At 43.3% G+C, this 26289-nt stretch carries 17 protein-coding genes; 8 read left to right on the top strand and 9 right to left on the bottom strand.

Translation table 11 applies throughout. The features are described from left to right. Positions 1-31: 31 nt before the first annotated feature. From MTO98_RS13350 to MTO98_RS13315, 9 genes are all read right to left on the bottom strand, one after another. Positions 32-3190 carry an efflux RND transporter permease subunit gene (locus MTO98_RS13350; RefSeq protein ID WP_243487147.1) on the bottom strand — a complete coding sequence of 1053 codons (3159 nt, stop codon included), beginning with the start codon at positions 3188-3190 and terminating at the stop codon, positions 32-34. 54 nt (positions 3191-3244) lie between these two features. Further along, on the bottom strand, positions 3245-4411 hold the full coding sequence (locus MTO98_RS13345) for an efflux RND transporter periplasmic adaptor subunit (protein ID WP_243487146.1): 1167 nt from the start codon (positions 4409-4411) through the stop codon (positions 3245-3247). 104 nt (positions 4412-4515) lie between these two features. Further along, positions 4516-5103 carry a TetR/AcrR family transcriptional regulator gene (locus tag MTO98_RS13340; protein WP_243487145.1) on the bottom strand — a complete coding sequence of 196 codons (588 nt, stop codon included), beginning with the start codon at positions 5101-5103 and terminating at the stop codon, positions 4516-4518. A gap of 257 nt (positions 5104-5360) precedes the next feature. Then, on the bottom strand, positions 5361-5849 hold the full coding sequence (locus MTO98_RS13335) for an AraC family transcriptional regulator (RefSeq protein WP_243487144.1): 489 nt from the start codon (positions 5847-5849) through the stop codon (positions 5361-5363). Between the two features lie 173 nt (positions 5850-6022). Further along, positions 6023-6262: a hypothetical protein gene (locus MTO98_RS13330; protein ID WP_243487143.1), complete on the bottom strand. Its 240-nt coding sequence runs from the start codon at positions 6260-6262 to the stop codon at positions 6023-6025. Between the two features lie 126 nt (positions 6263-6388). Next, complete coding sequence (gene dgt / locus MTO98_RS13325; RefSeq protein ID WP_371825427.1) at positions 6389-7279, bottom strand: dGTP triphosphohydrolase; 891 nt, start codon at positions 7277-7279, stop codon at positions 6389-6391. Between the two features lie 9 nt (positions 7280-7288). Further along, entirely contained in the window at positions 7289-7732 is a 444-nt protein-coding gene (locus MTO98_RS34450) for an HD domain-containing protein (protein WP_371825415.1), read from the bottom strand. 113 nt (positions 7733-7845) lie between these two features. After that, positions 7846-9003, bottom strand: a complete 1158-nt coding sequence (locus MTO98_RS13320) for a peroxiredoxin (RefSeq protein ID WP_243487142.1) — start codon at positions 9001-9003, stop codon at positions 7846-7848. 91 nt (positions 9004-9094) lie between these two features. Further along, positions 9095-10708 carry a Na+/H+ antiporter gene (locus tag MTO98_RS13315; RefSeq protein WP_243487141.1) on the bottom strand — a complete coding sequence of 538 codons (1614 nt, stop codon included), beginning with the start codon at positions 10706-10708 and terminating at the stop codon, positions 9095-9097. Between the two features lie 251 nt (positions 10709-10959). Here MTO98_RS13315 and MTO98_RS13310 point away from each other — a divergent pair, with 251 nt between their 5' ends. From MTO98_RS13310 to MTO98_RS13275, 8 genes are all read left to right on the top strand, one after another. Next, the gene (locus MTO98_RS13310; RefSeq protein WP_243487140.1) at positions 10960-11358 is read left to right on the top strand and encodes a hypothetical protein; all 399 of its coding nucleotides are present in this window, start codon (positions 10960-10962) and stop codon (positions 11356-11358) included. A 115-nt stretch (positions 11359-11473) separates the two neighbouring features. Next, entirely contained in the window at positions 11474-12616 is a 1143-nt protein-coding gene (locus MTO98_RS13305) for an efflux RND transporter periplasmic adaptor subunit (RefSeq protein ID WP_243487139.1), read from the top strand. Positions 12617-12692: 76 nt separating this feature from the next. Next, positions 12693-15857: an efflux RND transporter permease subunit gene (locus tag MTO98_RS13300; protein WP_243487138.1), complete on the top strand. Its 3165-nt coding sequence runs from the start codon at positions 12693-12695 to the stop codon at positions 15855-15857. A gap of 12 nt (positions 15858-15869) precedes the next feature. Continuing rightward, the gene (locus MTO98_RS13295; RefSeq protein ID WP_243487137.1) at positions 15870-17315 is read left to right on the top strand and encodes a TolC family protein; all 1446 of its coding nucleotides are present in this window, start codon (positions 15870-15872) and stop codon (positions 17313-17315) included. A 543-nt stretch (positions 17316-17858) separates the two neighbouring features. Further along, the gene (locus MTO98_RS13290; protein WP_243487136.1) at positions 17859-20717 is read left to right on the top strand and encodes a pitrilysin family protein; all 2859 of its coding nucleotides are present in this window, start codon (positions 17859-17861) and stop codon (positions 20715-20717) included. A 273-nt stretch (positions 20718-20990) separates the two neighbouring features. Beyond that, positions 20991-21584, top strand: coding sequence for an RNA polymerase sigma-70 factor (locus MTO98_RS13285; RefSeq protein ID WP_243487135.1), 594 nt, complete (start codon positions 20991-20993; stop codon positions 21582-21584). Positions 21585-21976: 392 nt separating this feature from the next. Next, entirely contained in the window at positions 21977-23176 is a 1200-nt protein-coding gene (locus MTO98_RS13280) for a FecR family protein (protein WP_243487134.1), read from the top strand. A 159-nt stretch (positions 23177-23335) separates the two neighbouring features. Further along, positions 23336-26284 carry a TonB-dependent receptor gene (locus MTO98_RS13275; RefSeq protein WP_243487133.1) on the top strand — a complete coding sequence of 983 codons (2949 nt, stop codon included), beginning with the start codon at positions 23336-23338 and terminating at the stop codon, positions 26282-26284. Positions 26285-26289: the final 5 nt, after the last annotated feature.

The following is a 26289-nucleotide window of genomic DNA, read 5'->3' as shown; positions in this document are numbered from 1 at the left end:
TGCTTATTTATTATTTCTTAAAAATTTGCGCTTAGGCTACCGTTTCTGCTTCAACCTCTATTTGTTCTTCAACCGAAGGCTTACCGCTGATGCGCTCCTGGATAGATTGAAAGATGATAAATAGCACCGGTATCACAAACACACCGAATACGGTACCGATCAGCATCCCTCCAACGGCACCTGTACCTATTGATCGGTTACCTTCTGCACCTGCGCCTGCAGCAAGCATCAACGGAACTAAACCAAGAATGAACGCGAAGGAAGTCATCAGAATAGGCCTTAAACGGGCAACCGAACCATCAATAGCGGCTTGCACAATACTTTCGCCGCTACGCCTGCGCGCTACTGCAAACTCAACAATCAGGATAGCATTTTTAGCTAACAGCCCGATGAGCATGATAAGCGTGATCTGTAGATAGATGTTGTTCTCAATCCCGAAGATGCGGGCAAAGATAAACGCGCCGGCCAAACCTATCGGTAACGATAATAACACTGCAAACGGCAGAATATAGCTTTCGTACTGGGCGCTTAACAAGAAGTAAACGAATACCAGGCACAACATAAAAATGAAAATAGTTTGGCTGCCACTGGCAATCTCCTCGCGTGTTAAGCCCGAAAACTCAAATCCATAACCGGCAGGCAATGTCTTAGCGCCCACCTCTTGTATGGCTTTGATGGCATCCCCCGTACTGAAACCCGGTTTTGGCGCACCTGTTACCGAAATGGAAGTAAACAAGTTAAAGCGATTGATAGACTCCGGACCATAAACCCTTTTCAGCGTAACAAACTCCGAAATAGGTGCCATGGTGTTATTGGCATTACGCACATACATATTGTTGAGACTACCTGTGGTACCCCTGTAGGCAGCATCCGCCTGAATCATTACACGGTATTGTTTACCAAACTCGTTAAAGTTAGAAGCATAAACCCCACCGAAATAACCTTGCAGCACGCTCAATACAGCATTTACTGTGATACCCGCATCCTTACATTTAGCCACATTAACATCCACCAAAAATTGAGGAAAGTTGGTATTGAAGAAGGTAGATGCGTATTGAATTTCCGGGCGCTGGTTTAATGCTGCCAAAAACTTGCCATTTATTTCGGAGAATTTTACAATATCGCCACCTGTTTTATCCTGCACCTGAAACTCAAAACCGCTGCTGTTACCGAAACCCTGTAAAGTTGGCGGAGCAAAAAACAGAATAGTTGCCCCCTTAACCCCGGCCGTCATACCAAAAAGTTTACCGGTAACGCTATTCACATCCGATCCTTTGGCGGTGCGTTTATCCCATGGTTTCAGCTTGATCATGATCAAACCGTATGAACCGCCCGCACCGCTTAATATGCCTTGTCCGGCAACCCTGATCACTGATTCAACCTCAGGTAATGACCGTACCATGCCAGATACCTTATCGATAACTTCGGTAGTACGCTCTAACGATGAAGCAGGCGGCAGGGATACATCGCCGATGATAAAACCCTGATCTTCATTAGGCACGAAGCCCGATGGCGTTGTTTTAAGCAGAAACCAAAATATTGCTGCAAAAACCAAAATACCCGCAATGGACAACCACTTTTTGGCCGCAAGAAAACCTACAGACTTTTTATATTTAAGGGTTATCGAATCAAAGCTGGTGTTAAAGGCCGTATAAAAGCGTTGCAAAAGACCGGTTTTATGATGTTCGCCTTCGGGATGCGGCTTCAATAGCAGCGCGCACAATGCCGGGCTTAAGGTTAAGGCATTTACTGCCGATATTAATATGGCGATGGCAAGCGTTAAACCAAACTGTTTATAAAACACACCGGTTGAGCCGGTAATAAACGAAACCGGAATAAACACCGCAGCCATTACCAAAGTAATTGATACAATAGCTCCGCTAATGTCATTCATGGCACTGATAGTAGCGGCCTTTGCCGATTTGGCACCATGATCAAGCTTGGCGTGTACGGCTTCAACAACCACAATGGCGTCATCCACCACAATACCGATGGCCAATACCATGGCAAACAGCGTAAGCAGGTTGATGGTAAACCCAAACAACTGTAAAAAGAAAAAGGTACCCACAATTGCCACCGGCACCGCAATAGCCGGGATAAGCGTTGAACGAAAATCCTGCAGAAAAACAAACACTACGATGAAAACCAGCACAAAAGCTTCAATAAGTGTATGCACCACTTTTTCTATCGAGGCATCCAAAAAGTCGTTGGCACTAAAAATATTGTTGTAGCTGATGCCTGCGGGGAATGTTTTGGATGCAGCCTCAATAGTTTGCTCACAGTTTTTAATTAACTCGTGCGCATTTGAACCGGCTGTTTGATAAATGGCGATGCCAATTGCAGGCTTGCCATTCATGGTTGAAGTACTTGAGTAGCTTTGCGCACCAAGCTCAACCTTTGCAATATCCTTCAGCCGCAACAACTGGCCTTTGGTTGATGACCGAACTACAATGTTTTCAAACTCGGGGACGCTGGTAAGCCTGCCTTTGTATTTCAATACATACTGAAACGATTGATTATCGTTCTCTCCCACCTTACCCGGCGCAGCTTCAATGTTTTGCTCGGCAAGGGCGTTGTTCACATCATCCGGAACAAGGCCGTAGGTTGCCATTACATCTGGTTTCAGCCAAATGCGCATAGAGTAATCCTGCGTACCGAAGGCTGATGCATCCCCTACACCGTTAATACGTTTGATCTGCGGCAGCAGGTTAATGTTGGCATAGTTCTGCAAAAAGGTTTGGTCGTAGCTTTTGTTATCGCTTGCCAGTGTAAATACCATTACCATGCTGCTTTGGCGTTTACTGGTAGTAACACCAGATTTGGTAACCTCGGCAGGAAGCAAACTGGTAGCTTTTGACACCCTGTTTTGAACGTTAACTGCCGCCAGATCAGGGTCGGTACCTTGTTTAAAATAAACGGTGATAACGGCGCTGCCATCATTGCTGGCAGTTGAGGTCATATAGGTCATGTTTTCCACGCCGTTTATCTGCTCTTCAAGCGGAACGATAACGCTTTTCATAACTACCTCGGCGTTAGCACCCTGGTATGATGTTGATACCTGCACCGTTGGCGGCGCTATATCCGGATATTGGGAAATGGGCAATGTAGTAAGGCCCAAAATACCCAGTATTACTATGATCACCGATATTACGGTAGATAGTACTGGTCTTTCAATGAATGTACGTAACATATTATTTATGTTGATGCCGGGCAATACACCACAGCGGTTACTGTAATATTTATTTTACTCTCCGTAAGTAGCTGCGATGTTTTGCGTTTCGGGTTTGATTACCGCGCCATCTTTTAAAGTTGCCGCGCCATCAGTAACAATGGTATCGCCGGCTTTAAGTCCTTCTGTAACCACATAGAACTGCCCGGCAGCCAGGTTCATAACCTGGATCTCGGTATTTTTAACTGCGCCTTTACTGTCAACTGTGTAAACAAAATGCTTGCCCTGCAATTCGTAAGAGGCTTTTTGTGGTATAAGCACTGCGTTTTTTACGGTTTGCGGAATACGGATAGTAGCACTGCCGCCGCTCCTGATCAGACCAAGCGGATTAGGAAATGTAGCCCGGTAACTTGCAGATCCCGTTTCGGTGTTGATTAACCCGCTGATGGTTTCAACCTTACCCTTTTCGGTGTAAGTGCTGCCATCCGGCAATACCAATGAAACCGGCGGCGTATTGGCCAGCTTTTCGTTCATAGTACTGCCTTTTACCGTTCTTGAAAAATCAAGCAGTTGTTTTTCGTTCAGGGCGAAGTAGGCATACACCTTGCCAATATTTGACACTGTTGTTAAAGGCTGCGCGGTTGACCCGGTGATAAGGCTTCCCAATTTATACGGAATAGCTCCTACTACACCATTAACAGGGCTGGTTATTACGGTATAGCCCAAATTGGTTTTGGCATTGGCTAAACTGGCTTTTGCCTGGGCAAGCGCAGCTTTACGGGCTTTTAGCGTATACTCGGCCGATTCGAGGTCATAATGGCTGATGATGTCTTTTTCTACCAGCGGTTTGGTTTTGTTAACCTGTAGTTCGGCTGCGCTTACATCTGCTTCGGCGCTGGCTATTGCTGCATTGGCGGTATTTACTTCCTGGGCATATTGCGGCGCACTGAGTTTAAAAAGCAGCTGGCCTTTCTTTACCACGCTACCCTCATCAATATAAATCTGGTCGACATAGCCATCAACTTTCGGGCGGATCTCGATATTTTGCTGCCCCTGAAGTGTAGCAGGATACTCGCTGTTCAGCGTGGCATTGTGTAAACTGATTTTAAAAACCGGGTAACTCTGGGGCGGCTGTGGCGCGCCCGCGGCCATTGCACCACCCTGGTTTTGACCACCGCCGCATGACGATAATAAAATTAAAGCGGCCCCAAAGCCGGTTAGCAGTTGAACTGTATTTTTCATAAATATAAACTTGTAGCTATTGGATTGAACTGATATAAAAGGCATTACAGGTATGTGTGTTAATTATTTTGTTTGACAAAAGCGTTAATAACAGGGTAAATTTTTTATTGAAAAATCATTTCACAGATCATCTTCTTTCGCTCGTTGATGAGGCAGGCATAGCTTTCATTGCTCAGGTTAAAAGCCTTCCGGTATATGGGGCTCATGATAAGCGGGTATGACATCAGCGAAAAAAGGTTCAGCACAAAATGTACGGGGTTCATGGCCGCGATATTTCCGGCTTCCATCTCTGAGCCAATTTGCTCAAGGAACATGCTGATATGATGCGGCTTAATTTCGTCTGTGTACTTACAGGCATTTGAGTTGATCTCGGTGATCAGGAATGTTTCCTGGTATGGGTAAGTGTTGGCCTCGGTTAAAAACAGGTCGATAAAGTTTTCGATCTTCTTTTTAAACGGCAGTTCTGATGCCATAACAGCATCCAGACGTGTAGTTAAAGCAAGCATAGCCTCCTTAAAAACCTGTTCAATTAATACATCCTTAGTGCGGAAATAGTAATTTAACAATGTGCGGCTTACTCCTGCGGCATCCGCAATATCCTGGGTATTTGCATGCAGCCGGCCCTCGGCAAAAAAAATGTGCTTGGCGGTGTCCTTAATTAATTGCTCGGCACCTGTGTCCCTTATCGGCATAAAAAAACCTGGTGTTTAACCGGGCACAGTATTACGCCCGGTGGCATCAAAAATTTGATAACGGGGCAAAATTGGTTCAATTATCGTTTTTCCAGAATGTTTAAAGGGCGGAGCAATATGTCAAAAAGTCGTTTTTAATAAAAAGATTGTAATAGAATAGCAATAATAATTACACCATTGCAATGATGCGGCTATATATCAATAAAAATCACAATGAAAGATATCCCACCCGATACATGCTGTTGTGCAGGTAGAAATTACAGGGGAATTTGCCGGTATTTGCTGGGACTGATACCGCATTGCTTTTTGAAAAACTTGCTAAAAATAAACTGATCGGCAAAGTTCAAATAAGCTGCTACCTGGGCTATGGTGAACGCAGGGTCGTTAAGTGCTACCTTGGCTTCCATTATCACTATTTCATCAATAAACTCGCCTGCGGTTTTACCGGTTACCTCTTTTACTGTTTGCGAAAGATATTTAGGCGTGATATTCAGCATTGCAGCGTAGGCTTGCACGCTTCTTTCTTCCTTAAAATATTGAGGGAGAACCTTCAGAAAACGAAAGGTTAGTTCCTCTTTACGCGTCCCTCTTACCTCTCCTATTTTTTCCTGCTTTTGGTATAAGGCGCTTACTTCATAAATAAAACCGGTAAAAAGGTTCAGTAAAACTTCATCCTGAAAAGCCATTTCATCAAGCATGTCTATTTTACCTTCAATGATATCAAGGATGGATGTAAGCGGGGCCATTGACCTCTCGTTGGTAATTAATAACGGACTAACCTGTGATGATAAAAAATCAAATGCTTCAACATTTTTAGTGTGAATGCTGGTGGCTGATAAGTATGCTGAAGTGAATATGACCGAGGTAAGCCTGCAGTTTGGCGAAACATTAAGAAACTGCCGAATTGTATTAGGCGCTATCAGCAGTATGTTATTTTTTTTACATTGTATTCCAAAAGGCCTACATTAATGGAGAAATCCCCTTCATGAACCAGCGTAAAAGAAAAATGATCCGACCGGAAAGGATACAGAATTGGCACTTCTACATCACTTGGGTTAAATGAAGTTACATACAAACCCTTATGCTGACTTGTAATGCCGAGAGGAGCAAGCAATTGCTCCATGGTATGCATCTGTACAGGCAGGATCTCTTTCGGCATAAAGCAATAATAACTAATATTTACACTAATTATTACGAATTGAATCGAATTACACGAATTCTGCCAGATAGGTAATTCGTGTAATTCGATTCAATTGTAAACACCTTGCAAGAGTAATGGTGTATATCAGCTCATCGACGGGAACGAGATCCCTTTGATTTTCCTGAACAGTTCAACGGCATACAAATCGGTCATGCCCGAAACAAAATCAAGGATGGTTTGAATCTTTGAATAATCGTCATCAGCTTTGGTTAAAAACTGTTTAGGGATCAGCTCAATCAGCTTGCTGTGATATTTTGAATTGTTTTTTAAATAAGCGGGAACAAATTCTTCTAATAAACCGCCCATTACTTTGTAACCCGCAACTTCTTTTTGTACAACCGAGCTATAATTGTAGATCTTTTTTACAGATACACTTTCGATTGCTTTCATGGCAGACCGGAGCGGTTCTTCAATAGCGTCCATCAGCGAAGAGTTAAAATCGCCATTCATGATCTCTTCCTGTTTGTCATAAAACAGGTTCGAGCATTTATTTACCAAGGTATTTATTGCTATTGCCCTTAAATACCCAACTTTGGCATCGGTATCATCAAACTCCTCCAATCGCTCTTCCATTCTTGGAATAGTACACAAAGGCATCAGCAATGCCTTCACTTCCTCATATGAGAGTATTTTAAGACGATGAGCATCTTCCAGATCAACAACATTATAGCAAATGTCATCTGCCGCTTCAACCAGGTACACCAACGGGTGCCTTTTATAAATAAGCTCATCACCTTCTACCCTGATCAAACCCAAATCCTGGGCTATCTTTTCAAAATCCTGTTGTTCGGAAGCGAAGAAACCGTACTTCTTACGATAGATGACCCCTTTTTTATGTCCGGCTACAGATGAACATGGATATTTTGCAATTGAAGCTATGGTTGAATAGGTTAATGCCAAACTCCCCCGGCCTTTACCGGCAAACGGATGCGTTAATAATCTTAAAGCGTTGGCATTACCTTCAAAATGCGTCAGATCTTCCCATTACTGAGGGCTAACAGTATCTTTGTAACCCTTACCGTCTCCTTCAGCAAAATAGTGTGAAATAGCCGATTCGCCCGAATGGCCGAAAGCGGGGTTACCTAAGTCATGAGCCAGGCAGGCAGCCGCTATCATATTACCGATCTCACTGATAAGAGGATACTTCTTTTCTACTTCGGAATCTTCCTTAAGCATCCTGTTAAAATGCATACGGCCCAATGAGCGACCCACACTGGCCACCTCCAAACTATGCGTAAGGCGGTTGTGTACAAAAACGCTCCCCGGCAAAGGGAAAACCTGGGTTTTATTCTGTAACCTTCTGAATGGCGACGAGAAAATTATCCGGTCATAATCTTTCTGAAATTCCGACCGTGCATCGATATGGTTTGCAATATATTTATCCTCGTAACCCCAGCGTTTTGCCGATAATAGTTGATCCCAGTTCATTTTAGTATGATGTGTATAGAGCGGCAAAAGTAGCCATTATAGCCGAAAGAAATACGGGATATTAATCTGTACTAAGGGAAACCATATTATGACAAAATTAGCTGATATCAGGTTTATTTCAATAATTTGTCAATCATTGAAGTTACCTTCTCTCCAAAATTATCATCATAACCAGAGAATACATTAGCTATCTTCCCCTCTTTATCAATAATATAAAAAGTAGGAAATTCGCTTACATGATATGATTTTACAGCATCGCCCCGATTTACATAGATCGGATATTTCAGATTGTTAATTTTTCTGAATTTCACAATAGCACTTTTGCTATCCCGCTCTGTCATGCTCGCTATAGCAACATTTTGATTTTTATATTTCTCATGAATGTTATTGAGCGGCTTAACAGAAAGCATACAAGAATAACAACCGATAAAAAAGTAGTCCAGCAATACCACCTTACCCCTGAGTTTAGATAATGTGATCTTTTTTCCATCCACCCCATCTAATACAAAATCTGGAGCAATCGTTCCCTGTGTCAACAACTCAAGTTGAGGCTCATTTTCCTCATGAAACCCTTTAGGAATGATCAGATCGGCTACACCGAAATCTTGATCAAACTTATAATCAAAATAATGGTCTTCTGAATAATAGTTGGTTATGGTATTCCCTATTTCCGCGCTTTTGGCGTTGCGTGTGATACATACAGGCATGTCAGAAACCTTATCAATAAACAAATGTAAACGGGTATACAGATGTTCTTTATTAACGATGGTATCGCGGCTATTAATAATTAAGTGCGAACAGATGGCACCATCAATTGTAGTATCGGCAGCACTTGTTATAGCGTGCGGCTTTTTCTTTACAAAATCATTAATCCAATTTAAATCGACAAGCAAATTAAGTACCGCGAAAGTCTTAAACTCCCCTATTCGATAAGTGCTATCGCTGGGATTTAAGCCTATTCTGTTTTTCCCATTGTATAATTCTGTTCTGATCAAGTCGCCTGCTTTGCTGAGGGTCTCCGTTTTGTATAAATAACCCAAAGCATTGTTTTCAGGTGCTTTTAAAATAAAATTTCGGGTTTGTTCGCTTGAAGTATCGGTTGTAAAAAAATCCTTTATTTTATTTGTGTGCCGATAACTGAAGTTCTTGTAATGATCAATTTTATCGATAGTTTTTTGAACTAAAGTAGCCTGGGCACTTGCATTTATGCTGTAAGTAGCAAATGCGATGCAAACGGATGCCTTAAATGTTTTAATAGACGGAATCATCATTTGTAACAGGTTTTAAGTTATTACTGTAACGTAAACAGATCCGCCTTATTCTATTAATAGTTTAAATTGTTTATCTATTATATCTTTTTAGCTATACCACCTCAAAATGCTGCCGAAACTTTTCCTCTTCCAGGTCAAGCAGATCTAATTGTTGCTTTACAATATCATCGCTGATGTTTTCCTTTTTATTAAGGGTTAACAGCAGGGCGCGCTGCTGATCCATTACATCATTTAAGATCATGCGGTAATCATGATAAAAAGTATCGGCACGCTGTTCGCTATTGTCCTGTTCCCAATCCTTCAGCAATTCCATATCGGCGCTCAGCCTTAGCTTAAAGGCTTTTACCATATCGTTACCGGCCAAATTATCCGCATATTTATCTTCAAGTATTTGCAAAGCCAGTTTCGATAACTTCTTCCTAACCAGTTGCTTTTGCTGTTCATGCGAACCTATATAATCGCGATCGGGCAGATTTACGAGTTTAACCAATATTGGCAAAGTAAGCCCTTGCACAACCAGGGTAAACATGATCACTACAAATGTGATAAACAAGATAAGGTTTCGTTGAGGAAAGGCAGCACCGGAAGGTAAAAGTTCAGGGATACTCAGGGCGGCAGCAAGCGAAACTACGCCACGCATGCCCGCCCAGCCCAGCAACAGGGGGCCTTTCCAACCTGGGCTTGGGTCGGCAGTGGTGATGTAACGGCTGATAAACACCGTAAATACGGATGCTCCATACGTACTGGCTAAACGGGCTATTATTAATACGCCTGTTATGATCAGGCTATAATTTATTGCCGGTTTAAGGCCATCCGGACCAAGTGCTTTTATAACTACCGGAAACTCTAACCCTATCAGTATAAATACAAACCCGTTTAAAACAAAAGCAACAGTTTCCCAAACATTAATTCCCTGCAGCCTGCTCCGGTAATTTAATATCACTTGTCTTTGCGACGACAGGAACAGCCCTCCGCTCACTACAGCTAATACTCCCGAAAAGTGAAACTCTTCGGCTGCCATATACATAGCATATGGTGTAATAAATGTAAGGATAATATCAATATTGGCCGTGGTTGGCAGCCACCGGTGTATAGTGTAAAATATCAGCGCAACGGCCAGCCCGATAACAATGCCCATCACAATAACCAATACAAAGCTTAGGGCAGCCTGGCCGAAAGCAAATTTACCGGTTATAACTGCCGCAAGTGCAAACCTGAATATCACCAAGCTCGATGCATCATTCATGAGGCTTTCGCCCTCCACAATTGCTATAAACCTTTTAGGCACCTTAATATTCTTCAGGACACTGCTTGCAGATACGGCATCTGGCGGCGAAATGATCCCTCCGAGCAGAAACCCGAGCGGTAAAGTGAAGCCGGCTATGAGGCTGTCAGATACAAAAGCTATTAAGCACGATGTTAATATAACTATCAAAAATGCAAAGCTGGATATTACCCTGCGCCACCGCCAAAAGTCTTTCCATGACGTATTCCAGGCCGATTCATATAATAAAGGCGGCAGGAAGATCACGAAGATCAGGTCGGGTTGAATTTCGATACCTTTTAAAAAAGGAACGAAGCCAAGCGGCAGGCCAACTAAAACCAATAAAATGGGATAAGCTATCTTAATTTTTTGAGCCAGCATTACCACAAACAGGATAACCGCTAACAGGCAGGTACATTGAAGAATAACATGATGCAGCATATGCTAAAATACAATTATTCGTTGAGTAAGGACAAGTGGCAGCAATAGTTAAACTATATGAAGAAAACGTGAACAAATAATCGTTTTAGCTGTTTATAAAAAATCAAAAGGCACTGCTAAATAAAAATACAAGTTGTTAAAAAGATAAAATCCTAAAAAACAGGGACAAAAAATAAAAATAAAGTCATATTATATCAAAAAAAATACAAACTCATTTCTATAGCTTCAAAAATTTTGGTAATTTCGCAATCATGTGTTCGTCGATAAAAAAAATATTCTTCGCATTATTTTTTTTCCAGCTTTTAATAGCTGTAGCGCCTGCTAACGCCGAATCAATTTTAACGCACTATAAGAAATCAGGCCCTGCTGCCGACTTAATTTCCCTTAATCATCAAAGGATCATCGGTCAGGTTCAGCAGGAAGTACAAGACGATTCACCTGACTCTGATGGCAACGAAGCCACCCATACCCGCAACATTATACGCTTTTTACCCAGCCGGGTAAACTATTCGTCGGCATTATTGCCCGGTCAGCAGGCTTTGCTTGCAGATGTTATATCAATAGTCGAAAAGCGACAAAACCAGAATAAATCCATCAAAGGCTTTTTGCCTGCGTATTACAATTTCCTTTTCAGGCTCAGCCCATTCTGATCTCTTTTCCGTTTCAGATGCCCTTTGCGGCACTCCCTTGTTTTTAAAATCAAATTTTAACATTGGCTAACAGTACGTGATATGCACTGCTATGCCTATTAATCTATCCGGAAAAATGAAAAGGATCATCATTTATATCCCTCTGCTGGCCATTGCTGCCGGCATACTTGTCACGGGCTGCTCAACAAAAGCTAAAACCAATAATGAAGCTGCAGCTTCTGACACCCTTCAGTTACCTGTACTTACTTTAAACACACAGGACACTGTACTGCAAAAATCATATGTTGCCGATATCCAGGCTCAGAAAAACATCGAGATCCGCTCACGCGTTCGCGGATTTCTTGAAAAAATATACATTGACGAGGGCAAGCAAGTTAAAAAAGGCCAGCTTTTATTTAAACTTAACGACCAGGAATTTAAAGTAAACCTGTCAAAAGCTAAAGCCGCCCTAAGCAACGCTGTGGCCGATGCCAAGGCAACCGAACTTGAAGTAGCACGCGTTAAACTACTGGTTGACAAGAAAGTAATCTCCAAATCAGAACTGGAAGTTGCCGAATCAAAAATGAATGCGGATAAGGCTACTATCGAAGAAGCGCAATCTATGGTACAAAGCGCCCAAGACCAGTTGGCTTACACTTACATCCACGCACCGTTTGATGGCATTATCGACAGGATCCCGCTTAAATCGGGTAGTTTGATTGACGAGGGCACATTGCTTACCAGTCTGTCCGACATCAGCTCGATGTATGCTTATTTCAGCTTCCCCGAAAATGAATACCTGCAATACATCCGCAAAAAAGAATCAGCACCAGGACAAACAAGCGATAAAGTTAAACTGGTATTAGCTGATGGGCTGGACTTCCCCTACCAGGGCGAAATAGAAACTGTAGAAGCCGAAATTGAACAAAAAACGGGCTCTATTAACTTCAGGGCAAAGTTTCCTAATCCTAAAAAACTGTTAAGACATGGGGCTACCGGTAAGCTTTACATTTCTACTAAAGCGGATAGCGTGATCATGGTACCACAGCAGTCGGTATTTGATATCCAGGATAAAAGTTACGTATACATAGTTGACAAGAACAATAAACTGCACATGCAGGCATTTTTGCCGCAAACCCGTTTTTCAACCTACTACATTGTAAAGGACGGCTTAAAAGCAGGCGACAGGATCTTGTTTCAGGGGGCACAGAACGTGCGCGATGGCATGATCATTAAACCAAGGAAACTGGCCAAAGACTCATTGCTGGCAATGAAATAATCAATTGCCCATGTTTCCCATTTCCGGCCGCGTAAATACGCGGCGCAGGTTTATTGTACACTTACCCTAACAAACTATGTTCGAAACTTTTATAAAGCGACCTGTGCTGTCGCTTGTTATCTCCTTGATAATTACCATGCTGGGTGTGCTGGCACTTATTACGCTGCCTGTTACCCAGTTCCCTGATATCGTGCCGCCATCGGTAACCGTAACCGCAAATTACACGGGTGCCAATGCCGAGGTGTGCGCCAAAGCTGTGGCCACCCCGCTGGAGCGCGCTATCAACGGCGTTCCGGGCATGACCTACATGTCTACCGTTTGCAGTAATGACGGGTTGACGGTGATCCAGATCTATTTTAACGTGGGTATTGACCCCGACCAGGCTGCGGTGAACGTTCAAAACCGCGTAGCTACCATTATTGACGAAATGCCGGAAGAGGTTATCAAGGCCGGCGTTACCACCGAAAAAGAAGTAAACAGCATGCTGATGTACCTGAACATCATGAGCCAGGACACCAGCATGGACGAAAAGTTTATTTATAACTTCACAGATATCAACGTTTTACAGGAACTTAAGCGAATTGATGGCGTAGGCAGGGCCGAAATCATGGGCGCTAAAGAATACTCTATGCGTGTATGGCTTAAACCAGACAGGATGATGGCCTACAAAGTATCAACCGATGAGGTTATAGATGCCATTCGCGCTCAAAACGTTGAAGCCGCACCGGGTAAAACCGGTCAAAGCTCAGATAAAACCCCGCAGATGCTCCAATATGTATTGCGCTACCCCGGCAAGTTTTTTGAGCCTAAACAATATGAAAACATTGTGATCCGCGCCGAAGAAGACGGTTCGGTATTAAGATTGAAACAAATTGCTGATGTTGAATTTGGTTCATTAACCTACAGTATGGTATCCAATACTGATGGCAAACCTTCGGCATCAATCATGATAAAACAGCGCCCCGGGTCAAATGCCCGCGAGGTGATCAATAACATCAAAACCCGTATGACCGAGCTTAAACAAAGCTCTTTCCCTGCCGGGATGACGTTTAACGTAAACTATGACGTATCGCGCTTTTTGGATGCATCCATACATGAAGTATTACGTACACTGGTTGAGGCTTTCATCCTGGTTTTCATAGTAGTATTTATTTTTCTGCAAGATTTCCGGTCGACGTTGATCCCGGCTTTGGCCGTACCGGTAGCCCTCATCGGCTCCCTGTTTTTTATGCAGATGCTGGGCTTCTCCATCAACTTGCTCACGCTCTTTGCATTGGTATTGGCGATAGGTATTGTGGTGGATAACGCGATTGTGGTAGTGGAAGCCGTACACGTAAAAATGACCGAAAACCATATGAACGCCATGGATGCCACTGTAAGCGCCATGCGCGAAATCAGCGGGGCAATTGTGGCCATTACCTTGGTAATGTCTGCAGTGTTTGTGCCGGTGGCCTTTATGTCGGGCCCGGTTGGTGTATTTTACCGGCAGTTTTCGCTTACGCTGGCTATCTCCATTGTAATATCAGGCGTTAACGCCTTAACTCTCACGCCCGCCCTTTGTGCTATTATGCTTAAGCATGATCCCGCACCTAAAAAGAAAAACCTGATGCAGCGTTTCTTTGGTGGTTTTAATAAAAGGTACGATGGGTTACAGAACAAGTATTCAACCTTCATGACCTACCTGTCGCCACGCAAGGGGATTACTTTAATATTACTGGCAGGGTTCTTTTTACTTACCTGGGGTACCAGCGCCATTTTGCCGACAGGCTTTATCCCTACTGAAGATCAGGGCATGCTCTACGTAAACGTAACCACTCCGGCAGGAGCTACGGTTGAACGTACAGAACAGGTACTGAAGGAGATTGAAGCCAAAACCAAATCGATGAAATCTATCGAATCGGTTTCAACCCTGTCGGGATATAGTTTAGTGAACGAAATTGCCGGTGCATCATACGGTATGGCCATGATCAACCTTAAACCATGGGACGAGCGCAGCGAATCATTAGATGATATTATTGCCGAACTAACTGCAAAAACGAAAAACATAGGCGATGCCTCAATCCAGTTTTTCCCTCCGCCCACTGTGCCGGGCTTTGGTAATGCCAGTGGTTTCGAGATCCGCGTGCTTGACCGCAGCGGCCAGGGCGATCTGCAAAAAGCGGCAGAGGTTACTAAAAACTTTGTTAACGCACTTAACGCTTCGCCGGAAATTGCCGGGGCATTTACCAGCTTTGACCCTAACTTTCCGCAATACATGATCTCTGTTGATCAGCAAACGGCCGCGCAAAAAGGGATTACAGTGGATAAAGCCATGTCGACCCTGCAAACGCTGATGGGTAGCTTTTATGCTTCCAATTTTATCCGGTTCGGGCAGATGTATAAGGTTATGGTGCAAGCCTCGCCCGAGTACAGGTCGCGCCCGGAAGATGTCTTAAACCTGCAGGTTAAGAATGATAAAGGCGAAATGGTACCGTTCTCTACCTTCATTAAAATGGAAAAGGTATTTGGCCCTGAGCAGCTTACCCGTTATAATATGTATACATCGGCCATGGTAACCGGTGATGCCGATAAAGGTTTCAGTAGTGGTGACGCTATCAAAGCCATTGAACGCGTCGCTGCCGAAAAACTACCGAAAGGTTATGCATTTGAATGGTCGGGTATGACGCGCGAGCAGATCCTGTCAGGCAACCAGGCTATTTACATTTTTGTGATCTGTTTGATATTCGTTTACCTGTTACTGGCTGCTCAGTACGAGAGCTTTTTACTGCCGCTTCCGGTTATCCTATCATTACCTACCGGTATTTTCGGCGCTTTCTTCTTTTTGAAGATAACCGGGCTCGAAAATAACATCTACGCGCAGGTTGCCCTGGTTATGCTTATCGGCTTGTTGGGTAAAAACGCCATTTTGATAGTTGAGTTCGCCATCCAAAGGCAAAAAGAAGGATTAAGCGTTCTGAAAGCCGCTATTGAAGGCGCTGTATCCCGCTTACGGCCAATCCTCATGACTTCGCTGGCATTTATTGCAGGTTTGATCCCGCTGTGTGTGGCCAGCGGCGCGGGCGCCATGGGTAACCGTTCTATCGGTACGGCAGCTGCCGGCGGGATGCTGATGGGCACCATTTTCGGCTTGATCCTTATCCCCGGCTTATATGTCATCTTCGCCGGTTTAGCCGAGCGAAATAAAAAGAACAAGTCGACCACAGAAGTAACTCATCATGAGCTCGATATCGTTAATAATTAATCAAGATCTGCAATGCTAAAAAAAGCAAATTTCTATATACTTAACACGGCACTTTTGCTGGTGATCATGGCCGGCTGTAAAAGCTATAAACCGGTCACGGGCCAGGAAGTAGCCGCTAATCTGCCGTCAACATTTAACAACAGTACAGATACGGCAACTATTGCCGCTTTACCCGTAAGCCAGTTTTTTGCCGATCAAAGGCTCGTTAACCTGATTGATACAGCCCTTAAAGCAAACCCTGATCTGTTAAGCGCCCTGCAAAGGGTTGAGGCTGCACGGGCTAACCTAAGGTTCAATGCTTCAAAGCTATTACCTACCATAAATCTTGCGGCAAATGCCGGGGTTGAAAAATATGGCGATTACACGCAAAACGGTGTGGGTAATTACGATACCAATTTTTCAAATAACATCAACAGCGATCAGCATATTCCTAACCCGGTGCCTAATTATTTCCTGGGCTTTCAAAGCTCATGGGAGGTTGACCTGTGGGGTAAGTTAAGCAACCAGAAAAAGGCAGCGTTTGCCCGGTTCCTGGCGAGCCAAAGCGGTTATCGTTTGGTTACAACAGCGCTTACCGCTCAAATTGCGGGGCTTTACTACCAGTTGCTGGCTTATGATACAGAACAGGGCATCATTAAAAAGAACATCAAACTTCAGGAACACGCCTTAGAGATCGTTAAAATTCAAAAACTTGGCGGTAGGGCTACCGAACTGGCCGTACAGCAATTTGAGGCCCAATTAGCGCGGACCAAAGGATTAGCGTATACTACCCGTCAGCAAATCACCGAAACTGAAAACCAGCTTCGCTTTTTAACCGGAAGTTATTCGGGCGCAGTTACGCGGGATACATCTATCATGAAAATAAAACTTCCCGTTGTTGTGGGTACCGGTGTTCCATCTCAAATGTTGTTGAACCGCCCTGATATCCGCGGTGCCGAACTCGAGCTTACGGCAATGAACGCCGACATTAAAGCAGCAAGAGCTAATTTTTTCCCTACTTTAACTTTAACTCCTTATGTTGGCTATAACAGCTTCAGGGCAAACCTGCTTTTTGACCCCGCTTCCTTTACTTATGGTATTTTAGGTGGGATCACCGCTCCTATTTTCAACCGCAAAGCAATCAAAGCCGAATACGAGCGGACCATTGCCGAACAAAAGATTGCGGTTTACAACTATCAAAAAAGTATCCTTTCCGGCTTCCAGGAAGTAAAGAACAATTTGAGCGGGATAGAGAATTTTAACCGTGCCTTTGAATTTAAGCAGCAGGAATTACAATCACTAAACAACGCACTCTCTGTTGCCAACGATCTGTACCTTGTTGGGCGCGCTAATTACCTCGAGATAATCACTGCCCAGCGCAGCGTACTTGATGCCGAACTTGAACTGGCCGGCATCAAACGCGATATATTTTTGAGCTCGGTTAATTTATACCAGGCCGTAGGCGGTGGCTGGAGGTAAGCTATCATTTCATCTAACAAAAATGGGTACTTGTTTAGGTACCCATTTTTGTTAGATTTTCTGTAAAAGCAAGGGCAATGTGCGATTCCCTCCCCTGGGTTTAAGTTTACCCACAAAATCTAAATGTGTGCTAAACGTTTATTGGAAAGCACTTTTACGGTCACGAGACTCCGCTGGAGTCCAATATCTCTTTATTTTTGTCTATAAACACGTGGCCTCTCTGAGGCCGCTTGGCACGTCAGCAAATATTCATTATGTTATAAATATTACCGGCCTCAGAGAGGCCACGTGTTTATAGGGCTAAAGTGGGAATGTTTCCTGGCTCCGTAGGTGCCTCGTGTTGAAATTCAGGTTGGTGAGCTTGTGGGTAAACTTAAACCACTGGGAGGGAATTAAAAACGCACCTCGCTCAGTCACAAATCCGTTACATAAATCAAATTATATAGCAATAACACTAACCAGTAGTGCAAATTGCTTAATATAGTATCCTCTACTCCCGCACGGCGAGTAACTCTTGACTGACTTATTACTAAATTAACGCAAATGATCAAACTTTTAAAGCATGCATTGATCACCCCATCAATTGCTGTACTGGCGCTTAATGCTGCTGCCCAAACCGGTGCGCAACCAAAGCTTATTGAAAAAGTTACCCGAAAGGGAACTGAGCTGGTGATCCCCTACGAAAAATATGTATTACCCAACGGCCTTACTGTTATTTTGGCCGAAGACCATTCCGACCCGCTGGTTCACGTTGACATCACTTATCACGTAGGTTCGGCCCGTGAGGAGATCGGTAAATCGGGCTTCGCACACTTCTTTGAGCACATGATGTTCCAGGGATCTGACCACGTAGCCAACGGTGATCATTTTAAGATCATCACCGAAGCCGGCGGTACCCTGAACGGATCAACCAACCGCGACCGCACCAATTACTATGAAACAGTACCCGCTAATCAGCTGGAAAAAATGTTGTGGCTGGAATCAGACCGCATGGGCTTCCTGCTTGACGCAGTTACCCAGCAAAAGTTTGAAGTACAACGCGCCACAGTAAAAAACGAACGCGGACAAAACTATGATAACCGCCCTTATGGTTTAGTAGGCCAGTATGCTTCAAAAGCACTTTACCCGTACGGACACCCCTACTCATGGCTTACCATCGGCTACATTGAAGAGCTGAATAAAGTAGGTGTAAATGATCTTAAAAACTTTTTCCTGAGATGGTATGGCCCTAATAACGCCACGCTTACCATTGGCGGAGATCTTAACCCAAAACAAACGTTAGCCTGGGTAAGCAAATATTTTGGCGGCATCCCCAAAGGGCCGGAAGTAAAAAACATGTCGTTACCGGCCCCTGTGCTTAAGGCAGATAGATATGTATCATACACAGACAATTATGCTAAGTTTCCGCTGCTGTCTATAAGCTATCCGGGTGTTAAGGTGTATGACAAGGACATGTCGCCGCTTGATGCCTTATCGGCAATTATAGGACAAGGTCGTAATTCAATATTTTATAAAAACTTTGTAAAAACCCGCAAGGCAGCGCAGGCCAATATGAGTTCATCTAACACTGAACTGGCAGGTGAGATCAGCATGAGGGTTGTGCCTTTCCCCGGACAGACCTTAGCCGATGCTAAAAAATTGGTAGATGAGTCATTAGCCGAATTTGAAAAGAAGGGCGTAAGTGACGATGACCTGGCCCGTTTCAAGGCAACTGCCGAAGCTGATTACATCAACAGTTTATCAAGCGTAAGCGGTAAAGTATCCGAGCTGGCACAAGCACAAACCTTTACGGGCAACCCCAACCAGATTGGCCGCGAACTGGACGCCATCCGTGCAGTTACCAAAGAAGATGTGATGCGGGTTTACAACCAATATATCAAAGGTAAACCTGCTGTGATATTAAGTGTATTACCTAAAGGCGGCAACCTGCAGCCTGTTGCGCCAGATAACTTCACGGTTGATACAACAGGGTACAAAGCACCTGATTACGGCTACGATGGCTTAACTTATCACAAACCTAAAGATAATTTTGACCGTGCCGTAAAACCGGGCGTAGGCCCTAACCCGGCTATCAAAGTTCCTGCTATCTGGTCAACCAGTACGCCTAATGGCATCAATATCATCGGCACTCAAAACAGTGAGATCCCTGCCGTATCTATTTCCATGTCGATAAAAGGCGGCGGTTTATTTGCACTTAATAACCCTGCAAAAGCCGGCCTGGCAGGTATAGTAGGCCGCATGCTTAACGAAGATACCCAAAACTATACCGGCGAGCAATTTAGCTCCGAATTGGATAAGCTTGGCAGCAGTATAAGCACTTTTGCAAGTTTTGATGAAATTTCGGTTGAGGTATCATCACTTACAAAAAATCTGAGCAAAACCATGTCGCTGCTTGAAGAAAGGTTATATCACCCTAAATTTACCCAGGATGCGCTCGACAGGATCAAGAAACAAACGCTTGAAGGTTTTAAACAGGCTAAAACCCAGCCTGCCGGTGTAGCATCAGCTGTTTATAACAAAATACTTTACGGAACAGACAACGTTCGTACCTATGCGGCGGGCGGCAATGAAGAAACCGTGGCCGGCATCACTTTACAGGATGTTCAGGATTACTATGACAGTAATTTTGCACCATCGGTAACTAAAATTGTGGTGGTGGGCGATCTTAATGAAGCTTCAGCTAAAAGCGCGCTTGCTTTCCTCAATACCTGGAAAGATAAAAAAGTAAATATCCCGGCCCCTGTTGAAGGCAAATCATTTGATAAAACCACATTGTACCTTGTTGATATTCCGGGTGCAGCCCAATCTGAGATCCGTATTGGTTATTTAGATAAGCTGAATTACGATGCAACAGGTACTTATTACAAGCTAAGTATTGCCAACTACATTTTAGGCGGGGCATTCAACAGCCATATCAACCTTAACCTGCGCGAAAAAAGAGGCTGGACTTACGGGGCCCGTTCTACATTCAGTTCGGGCAAATATGGCGGCGACTTCACAGCATCTGCCGGAGTGTTAGCCACAGCAACCGATAGCTCTGTGGTTGAGTTTATGAAGGAGATTACCAATTATCAAAAAACGGGGATCACGCCTGATGAATTGAAATTCACACAAACCTCTATCGGCCAAAGTGATGCCCGCCGTTATGAAACCAATGCGCAAAAGGCGGCATTTTTATCACGGATCCAGGAATATAGCCTTAAGCCAACTTTTGTTGATGAGCAAAACAAGATCTTATCGACCATTACCCCTGCCGAGATCAACAGCCTTGCCTCAAAATATCTTAATCCCGATAACATGATCATTTTGGTTGTCGGCGATAAGGCCAGGATCTATCCGGGCTTACAAAAACTTGGTTATCCTATTGTTGAACTTGATGCCGATGGTAAGCCAAAGCAATAAGTTAACACAATAACGGATAAACAAAAGTCCTTATACCCTAACCGGTGTAAGGACTTTTTTATTTTGATAATCAATATTTTAAATCTAAATCCACACACTGAAAATTCAATTTATGACCATACTCTGCAACTGAAAAGTTACCATCAAAAACCCATTTATTAACACTGATTTAACCTAAATTGAACACATAAAGTTCAATTTTGAATTAAGTTTTTATCGGCACAAAAGGTGCTGTTTCGTCGGGTTCAGGTTTTATTTCTGCCAGAAAAACAAATGAGTATTGTAAAGGGAATTTTTGGGCAAAAGAATAACGCTACCACTTCAGCAGATAATGTTGATCTGGATGTTCTCTTCAAAGAATATTACGACAGGCTGGTATACTTTTCACTCCAGCTTATTAAAGATAAAGACCAGGCCGAAGACATAGTACAGGATGCTTTCATCAAATACTGGAACCAGCGGGAAAGCGTGATGCCGGATAAGACAGCTATCAAAAATTTCCTGTACAGTACGGTTCGCAATGCCAGCTTAAACATCATCAGGCACAATAAGGTTGTTGAAGCCTATATAGGCCACCTGGGCAATACCGAGCCCGAAGAACCGCCGGTAATTGAGGCCATAATTGCGGCAGAAGCCGTGGCCGAAATCAACGCCGCACTACATTCTTTACCCGAAAGTCATCGCACTATATCCATCATGGGCTATTTTGATGGCAAAAAGAACCAGGAAATTGCCGATGAACTGGACATGTCTGTAAATACCGTTAAAAAACAAAAACAACGCGCCCTTGAGCTGATGCGTGTAAAACTATCGCCCGAAATGTTTACTGCATTTATTATGCTTGGTTTAAGCTTTTTTAAGCGTTAAGTTCTATATCATATCGCTTTGTTTATCTTACTCTAAATATAAAGGAGGCACCTACGGAGCCAATACCTTTCAATTTGACGCCTACAAACATGTTACTCCTACGGAGTTATAATCATGCTTTTTTCTGTCTTGTTATAAAAAAAGTTTACAGTTTTACGATAATCCCATTATGTATTTACAGCATGCCATAAAACTCCGTAGGAGTAACATGTTTGTAGCTACACAGGACATATGTATTGGCTCCATAGGTGCCTCCTGTTCGCGCTTTATTTTAAACGTAATTTCTCACTGATAATCTTTGCTATTTCATCTCTCGCAAAAAAATTAAAAAAATATTCACTTCGCTTTATCCACTTTCAAAACGAAGGTGTCTTTATGTACGAAAAGGAAAAATGAATAATTACGACTCACACTTTAACCTGGGCCAGCTGATCGCAAAATATATGCGAAACGAGTTGACCGACCAGGAAAAACTTCAGCTTGATGAATGGATACAGGCTGATATACGCAACCAAGAATTATTCAAAAAACTTACCGATGAAACATTGCTGAACAATGAATTGGAAACCTTTTCGGCAACTAATAAAGCGCAAGCCTGGAACAAAGTACGCAAAAGCACAGGGTTTAAAAGCAAAAGCGGCAAACCACGCTGGATTGTTTACGCTGCTGCTATCATTTTGCTGGCCGCATTAACTATCACTTTAAATAAACGCCGCACAGCAGAGCAACCGAAAAACATGGCCAACCTGCATAACGACATCCCGCCCGGAACAAATAAAGCCACACTTACACTTGCCGACGGCTCAATCATTGTTTTGGATAGCACCAAACACGGGCAAATTGCCAGGCAGCAAAATATTGTGATTAAAGAGGATGAAAATGGCAAGGTGGTGTATGAGCCGGCAAACGCTTCCGAAGCTTCTGAAAGCCCCGCCACTCCCGCTCCTGCCGAAACCATTGCCATGAACATACTGGCTACCCCCCGCGGCGGCCAGTACCAGGTTGTTTTACCTGATGGCACTAAGGTTTGGTTAAATGCGGCGTCGTCACTAAAATATCCGGCCACATTTACCGGCAGCGAACGCCGCGTTGAACTCACAGGCGAAGCTTATTTTGAAGTAGCTAAAGATCCTTCAAAACCTTTTAATGTAAAAACGGCCAGCCAAACAGTTACGGTTTTGGGAACTCATTTTAATATCAACAGCTATACCGATGAGGGTACCACTAAAACTACGCTGCTTGAAGGTAGTGTACGCGTTACCAACAATGCGGGGCAGTCGGTTAAAATAATACCGGGCGAGCAGGCAATCAATACTTTAAGCTACATCAACGTAAATGCGAACGCAAATGTAGACGAGGCAATAGCCTGGAAAAACGGAAAATTCATGTTTAACAATACCGATCTGCAAACTATTATGCGTCAATTATCGCGCTGGTATGAGGTAGATGTAGAATACCATGGAAAAGCAGCACAAAAACATTACATGGGGCGCATATCGCGCAATGTACCCGTGTCACAAATATTTGAGATCCTTAAAACAAGCGGCTTAAACTTCACAATTAACGGGAGGAAGATTATAGTAAAATCATAACAAAATCCAATATGCAGTAAACGGCAAGGCCGGTTTACTAAAAGTTGGCCCATAAAAAAACCGAAAGTGTTGCAACCACCTCCGGCTATTTTTTCGGGCGAACATATCCAAATCATATCGACTAAATACTTTTTAAACTAATCAACCCAAAACAAAAATATGGATTTTTCTACATTTCCTGTGCCTGTACATAACGATGGCCGGGTAAATAAATTCAAAAACGCTACCAAAGGTTTTTTCCGGATAGGTCCGGATACAAAAAGAAAATTTATTATGCGGATAAAACTTATCGCCGTGCTGTTATTTGCAGTTTGCATGCACCTCAGCGCCAAAAGTTTCAGCCAAAACATCACTTTAGCCGAAAAGAACAGCAGCCTCCAAACAGTGCTGAACAAAATTGAGCAGCAAAGCGGCTATGACATTTTTATGCAAACCGAGCTGCTTACAGGCAGCAACAAGGTATCACTAAATGTAAAAAATGAAACTTTAACAAAAGTACTTGACAGGGTATTTAAAGGCCAGCCGGTTACTTATGCTATTGTAGGGCATACCATAGTTGTTAAAGAAAAAACTACCCAGGCAAATGCAAATGCGGCAAATGCACCGGCTTCATTGTATACCGGTAAAATTGTTGACGCCGATACAAAAGAACCCCTGGTAGGTGCATCGGTTGGTGTTAAAGGCGGCGGCAAAGCTACTTCAACAGGCCTTAACGGTACATTTAAGCTTAATTTAGATAATGGAGACGGCACAGTACTGGTTATTTCATACATAGGCTACATTACTAAAGAGATCACACTTTCGGGCACTAACGCACTTGGCAATATCGAACTAAAATCAAGTGCAAGTTCAATGAAAGAGGTTGTAGTAACCGGCGACGTTGCTATTGACCGTAAAACCCCGGTAGCTGTAACAACCATAAACCAACGCTTTATTGAAGAAAAACTGGGTAACCAGGATATTCCGCAATTATTAAGTGTGGTACCGGGTGTAATGGCAACCCAGGGCGACGGCGGTTATGGCGATTCGCGCGTGAACATCCGCGGTTTTAGCAGCCGTTCAAAAAATGGTAACGTAGCGCAAACCATCAACGGGATCCCGGTGAACGATATGGAAAACGGATCAATTTTCTGGTCGGATTTTTCGGGCTTGACTGACATTGCTACTTCTATACAGGTACAACGCGGCTTAGGCGCCAATAAAATCATTGTCCCTTCATTTGGCGGTACCATCAACATCACCACCCGCAGCACCGATATGGAACCAGGTGGCTTTATTTCACAAGGCATTGGTAGTGATGGCTATCAAAAAACATCGGTATTACTTTCAACCGGTTTAGATAAAAATGGCTGGGCAGCTACGTTTCAGGGCAGCAGGACCAAAGGTGACGGTAATGCAGATGGTTTAAACTTTTTAGGTTATAACTATTTCTTTAACGTTTCGAAACGTCTTGGCGCAGATCAAACATTGTCGCTAACCCTGATGGGCGCAACTCAAAACCATGGTCAAAGGCCGGATGAATTGATATCCGACTGGCAAAATGCGCCACAAGGTATTCGCTGGAATTACGAATTGGGTGTAAAAGACGGTAAGCAGATCAACCCATATAACAACAATTTCAGCAAACCATTATTCTCATTAAACCACGAATGGAATATTAATGGAACTTCAAGCTTATCAACCGTGTTATATGCTACTTACGGCACCGGCGGCGGCGGCGGTATTCAGGGTGATGCACCACGTGTAAGCAATATGTATTCGCCGTTTGATTATACAGCTGCAGAAAAAGCAAACTTTGCCAATCCTGACGGTTCTGCAAGCACTTACTTTTATTCATCGCATAACAACCATACCTGGTATGGTATCAGGAGCACTTACCATACCGAAATAGGCAAATCAATAAACCTGTCAACCGGTATCGACTTAAGGTCATACGATGGTACGCATTACGAAACAGTTACCGACCTTTTAGGTGCTGATTATGTTTATGATGCCTTTACCGGCAGCAACAGCCTTGGCAGCAGAGCGGGCGATATCAACAACCCTGAACACCGCGCAGTAGTAGGCGATAAAATTGACTATTACAATAAAGACAAGATCCTTTCGGGCGCAGCATTTGCACAGGCCGAGTATTCAAAAGATAACTTCTCGGTATTTGCTACCTTAACAGGCTCAGGTACAGCCAACAGAAGGACCGACTATTACAACTACCTCAATACCGATCCTAACCAAACCAGCAAATACGTAAATTTCTTGAACTACCAGGCTAAAGCAGGCGCAAACTACAACATCAATGATGCCATGAACGTGTTTGCTAATGTTGGTTACATGACCAAACCGCCTTACTTTGATAACATATTCCAAAAATTCACCAACAACGTTAATCCAAGTTCAGTATCAGAAAAACTACTGAGTTATGAGTTAGGTTATGGCCTGAAACTAAAGAGCTTCAGCGCTAAATTAAATGCGTACAGAACCTCTTATAATGATGAATCATTTGCAACGGCTGTATTTGACCAGGCAACTAACCAGCTTTATACTGTAAACGTAGCCGGTGTTGATGAGCTTCACCAGGGCCTTGAACTTGAAATGAAATTGAAACCAATTAAACAGATCACCATTAACGGAATGCTGTCATACGGCGACTGGCACTACACCAATGATGCGGGCCCTTCAACAGTTTACAACTCACAACAGCAGGCTGTAAAAACGGTTAATAAAGTTTACCTGAAAGATATTAAAGTTGGTGATGCAGCCCAAACTACAGCTGCATTAGGTGCAGATATTGATGTACTGCCCGACCTTACCATTGGTAGTAACTACTTCTTTTACGGCAACTATTATTCACAGTTCAACTTTGCAAATGCTGGTCAGCCAGACATGCACCCTTACAAGTTACCAAACTACTCTATCTGGAACCTTAATGGTGTATTCAGGTTTAAAATTGCCGGTTTAAATGCTTCGTTGATAGGCAATGTAAACAACCTGCTTAATACCAAATACATAGCCGATTCATATGACGGCAATCTGACCGGAAATGTAAACAATGTATTGGTTTACTATGGCTTAGGCAGAACGTTTGTAACCAGTTTAAAAATTAAATTTTAATAAGA

This window comes from Mucilaginibacter sp. SMC90, from assembly GCF_022811725.1.
Classification (GTDB): Bacteria; Bacteroidota; Bacteroidia; order Sphingobacteriales; family Sphingobacteriaceae; genus Mucilaginibacter.
The sequence above is the reverse complement of the archived record's forward strand: the minus strand, read 5'-3'. Positions and strand labels throughout refer to the sequence as shown.

Coding starts and splice junctions, on each gene's coding strand:
- MTO98_RS13350 (WP_243487147.1), bottom strand. CDS start 3,190: ATGTTACGTACATTCATTGAAAGACCAGTACTATCTACCGTAATATCG.
- MTO98_RS13345 (WP_243487146.1), bottom strand. CDS start 4,411: ATGAAAAATACAGTTCAACTGCTAACCGGCTTTGGGGCCGCTTTAATT.
- MTO98_RS13340 (WP_243487145.1), bottom strand. CDS start 5,103: ATGCCGATAAGGGACACAGGTGCCGAGCAATTAATTAAGGACACCGCC.
- MTO98_RS13335 (WP_243487144.1), bottom strand. CDS start 5,849: ATGGCCCCGCTTACATCCATCCTTGATATCATTGAAGGTAAAATAGAC.
- MTO98_RS13330 (WP_243487143.1), bottom strand. CDS start 6,262: ATGCCGAAAGAGATCCTGCCTGTACAGATGCATACCATGGAGCAATTG.
- MTO98_RS34450 (WP_371825415.1), bottom strand. CDS start 7,732: ATGAACTGGGATCAACTATTATCGGCAAAACGCTGGGGTTACGAGGAT.
- MTO98_RS13320 (WP_243487142.1), bottom strand. CDS start 9,003: ATGATGATTCCGTCTATTAAAACATTTAAGGCATCCGTTTGCATCGCA.
- MTO98_RS13315 (WP_243487141.1), bottom strand. CDS start 10,708: ATGCTGCATCATGTTATTCTTCAATGTACCTGCCTGTTAGCGGTTATC.
- MTO98_RS13310 (WP_243487140.1), top strand. CDS start 10,960: ATGTGTTCGTCGATAAAAAAAATATTCTTCGCATTATTTTTTTTCCAG.
- MTO98_RS13305 (WP_243487139.1), top strand. CDS start 11,474: ATGAAAAGGATCATCATTTATATCCCTCTGCTGGCCATTGCTGCCGGC.
- MTO98_RS13300 (WP_243487138.1), top strand. CDS start 12,693: ATGTTCGAAACTTTTATAAAGCGACCTGTGCTGTCGCTTGTTATCTCC.
- MTO98_RS13295 (WP_243487137.1), top strand. CDS start 15,870: ATGCTAAAAAAAGCAAATTTCTATATACTTAACACGGCACTTTTGCTG.
- MTO98_RS13290 (WP_243487136.1), top strand. CDS start 17,859: ATGATCAAACTTTTAAAGCATGCATTGATCACCCCATCAATTGCTGTA.
- MTO98_RS13285 (WP_243487135.1), top strand. CDS start 20,991: ATGAGTATTGTAAAGGGAATTTTTGGGCAAAAGAATAACGCTACCACT.
- MTO98_RS13280 (WP_243487134.1), top strand. CDS start 21,977: ATGAATAATTACGACTCACACTTTAACCTGGGCCAGCTGATCGCAAAA.
- MTO98_RS13275 (WP_243487133.1), top strand. CDS start 23,336: ATGGATTTTTCTACATTTCCTGTGCCTGTACATAACGATGGCCGGGTA.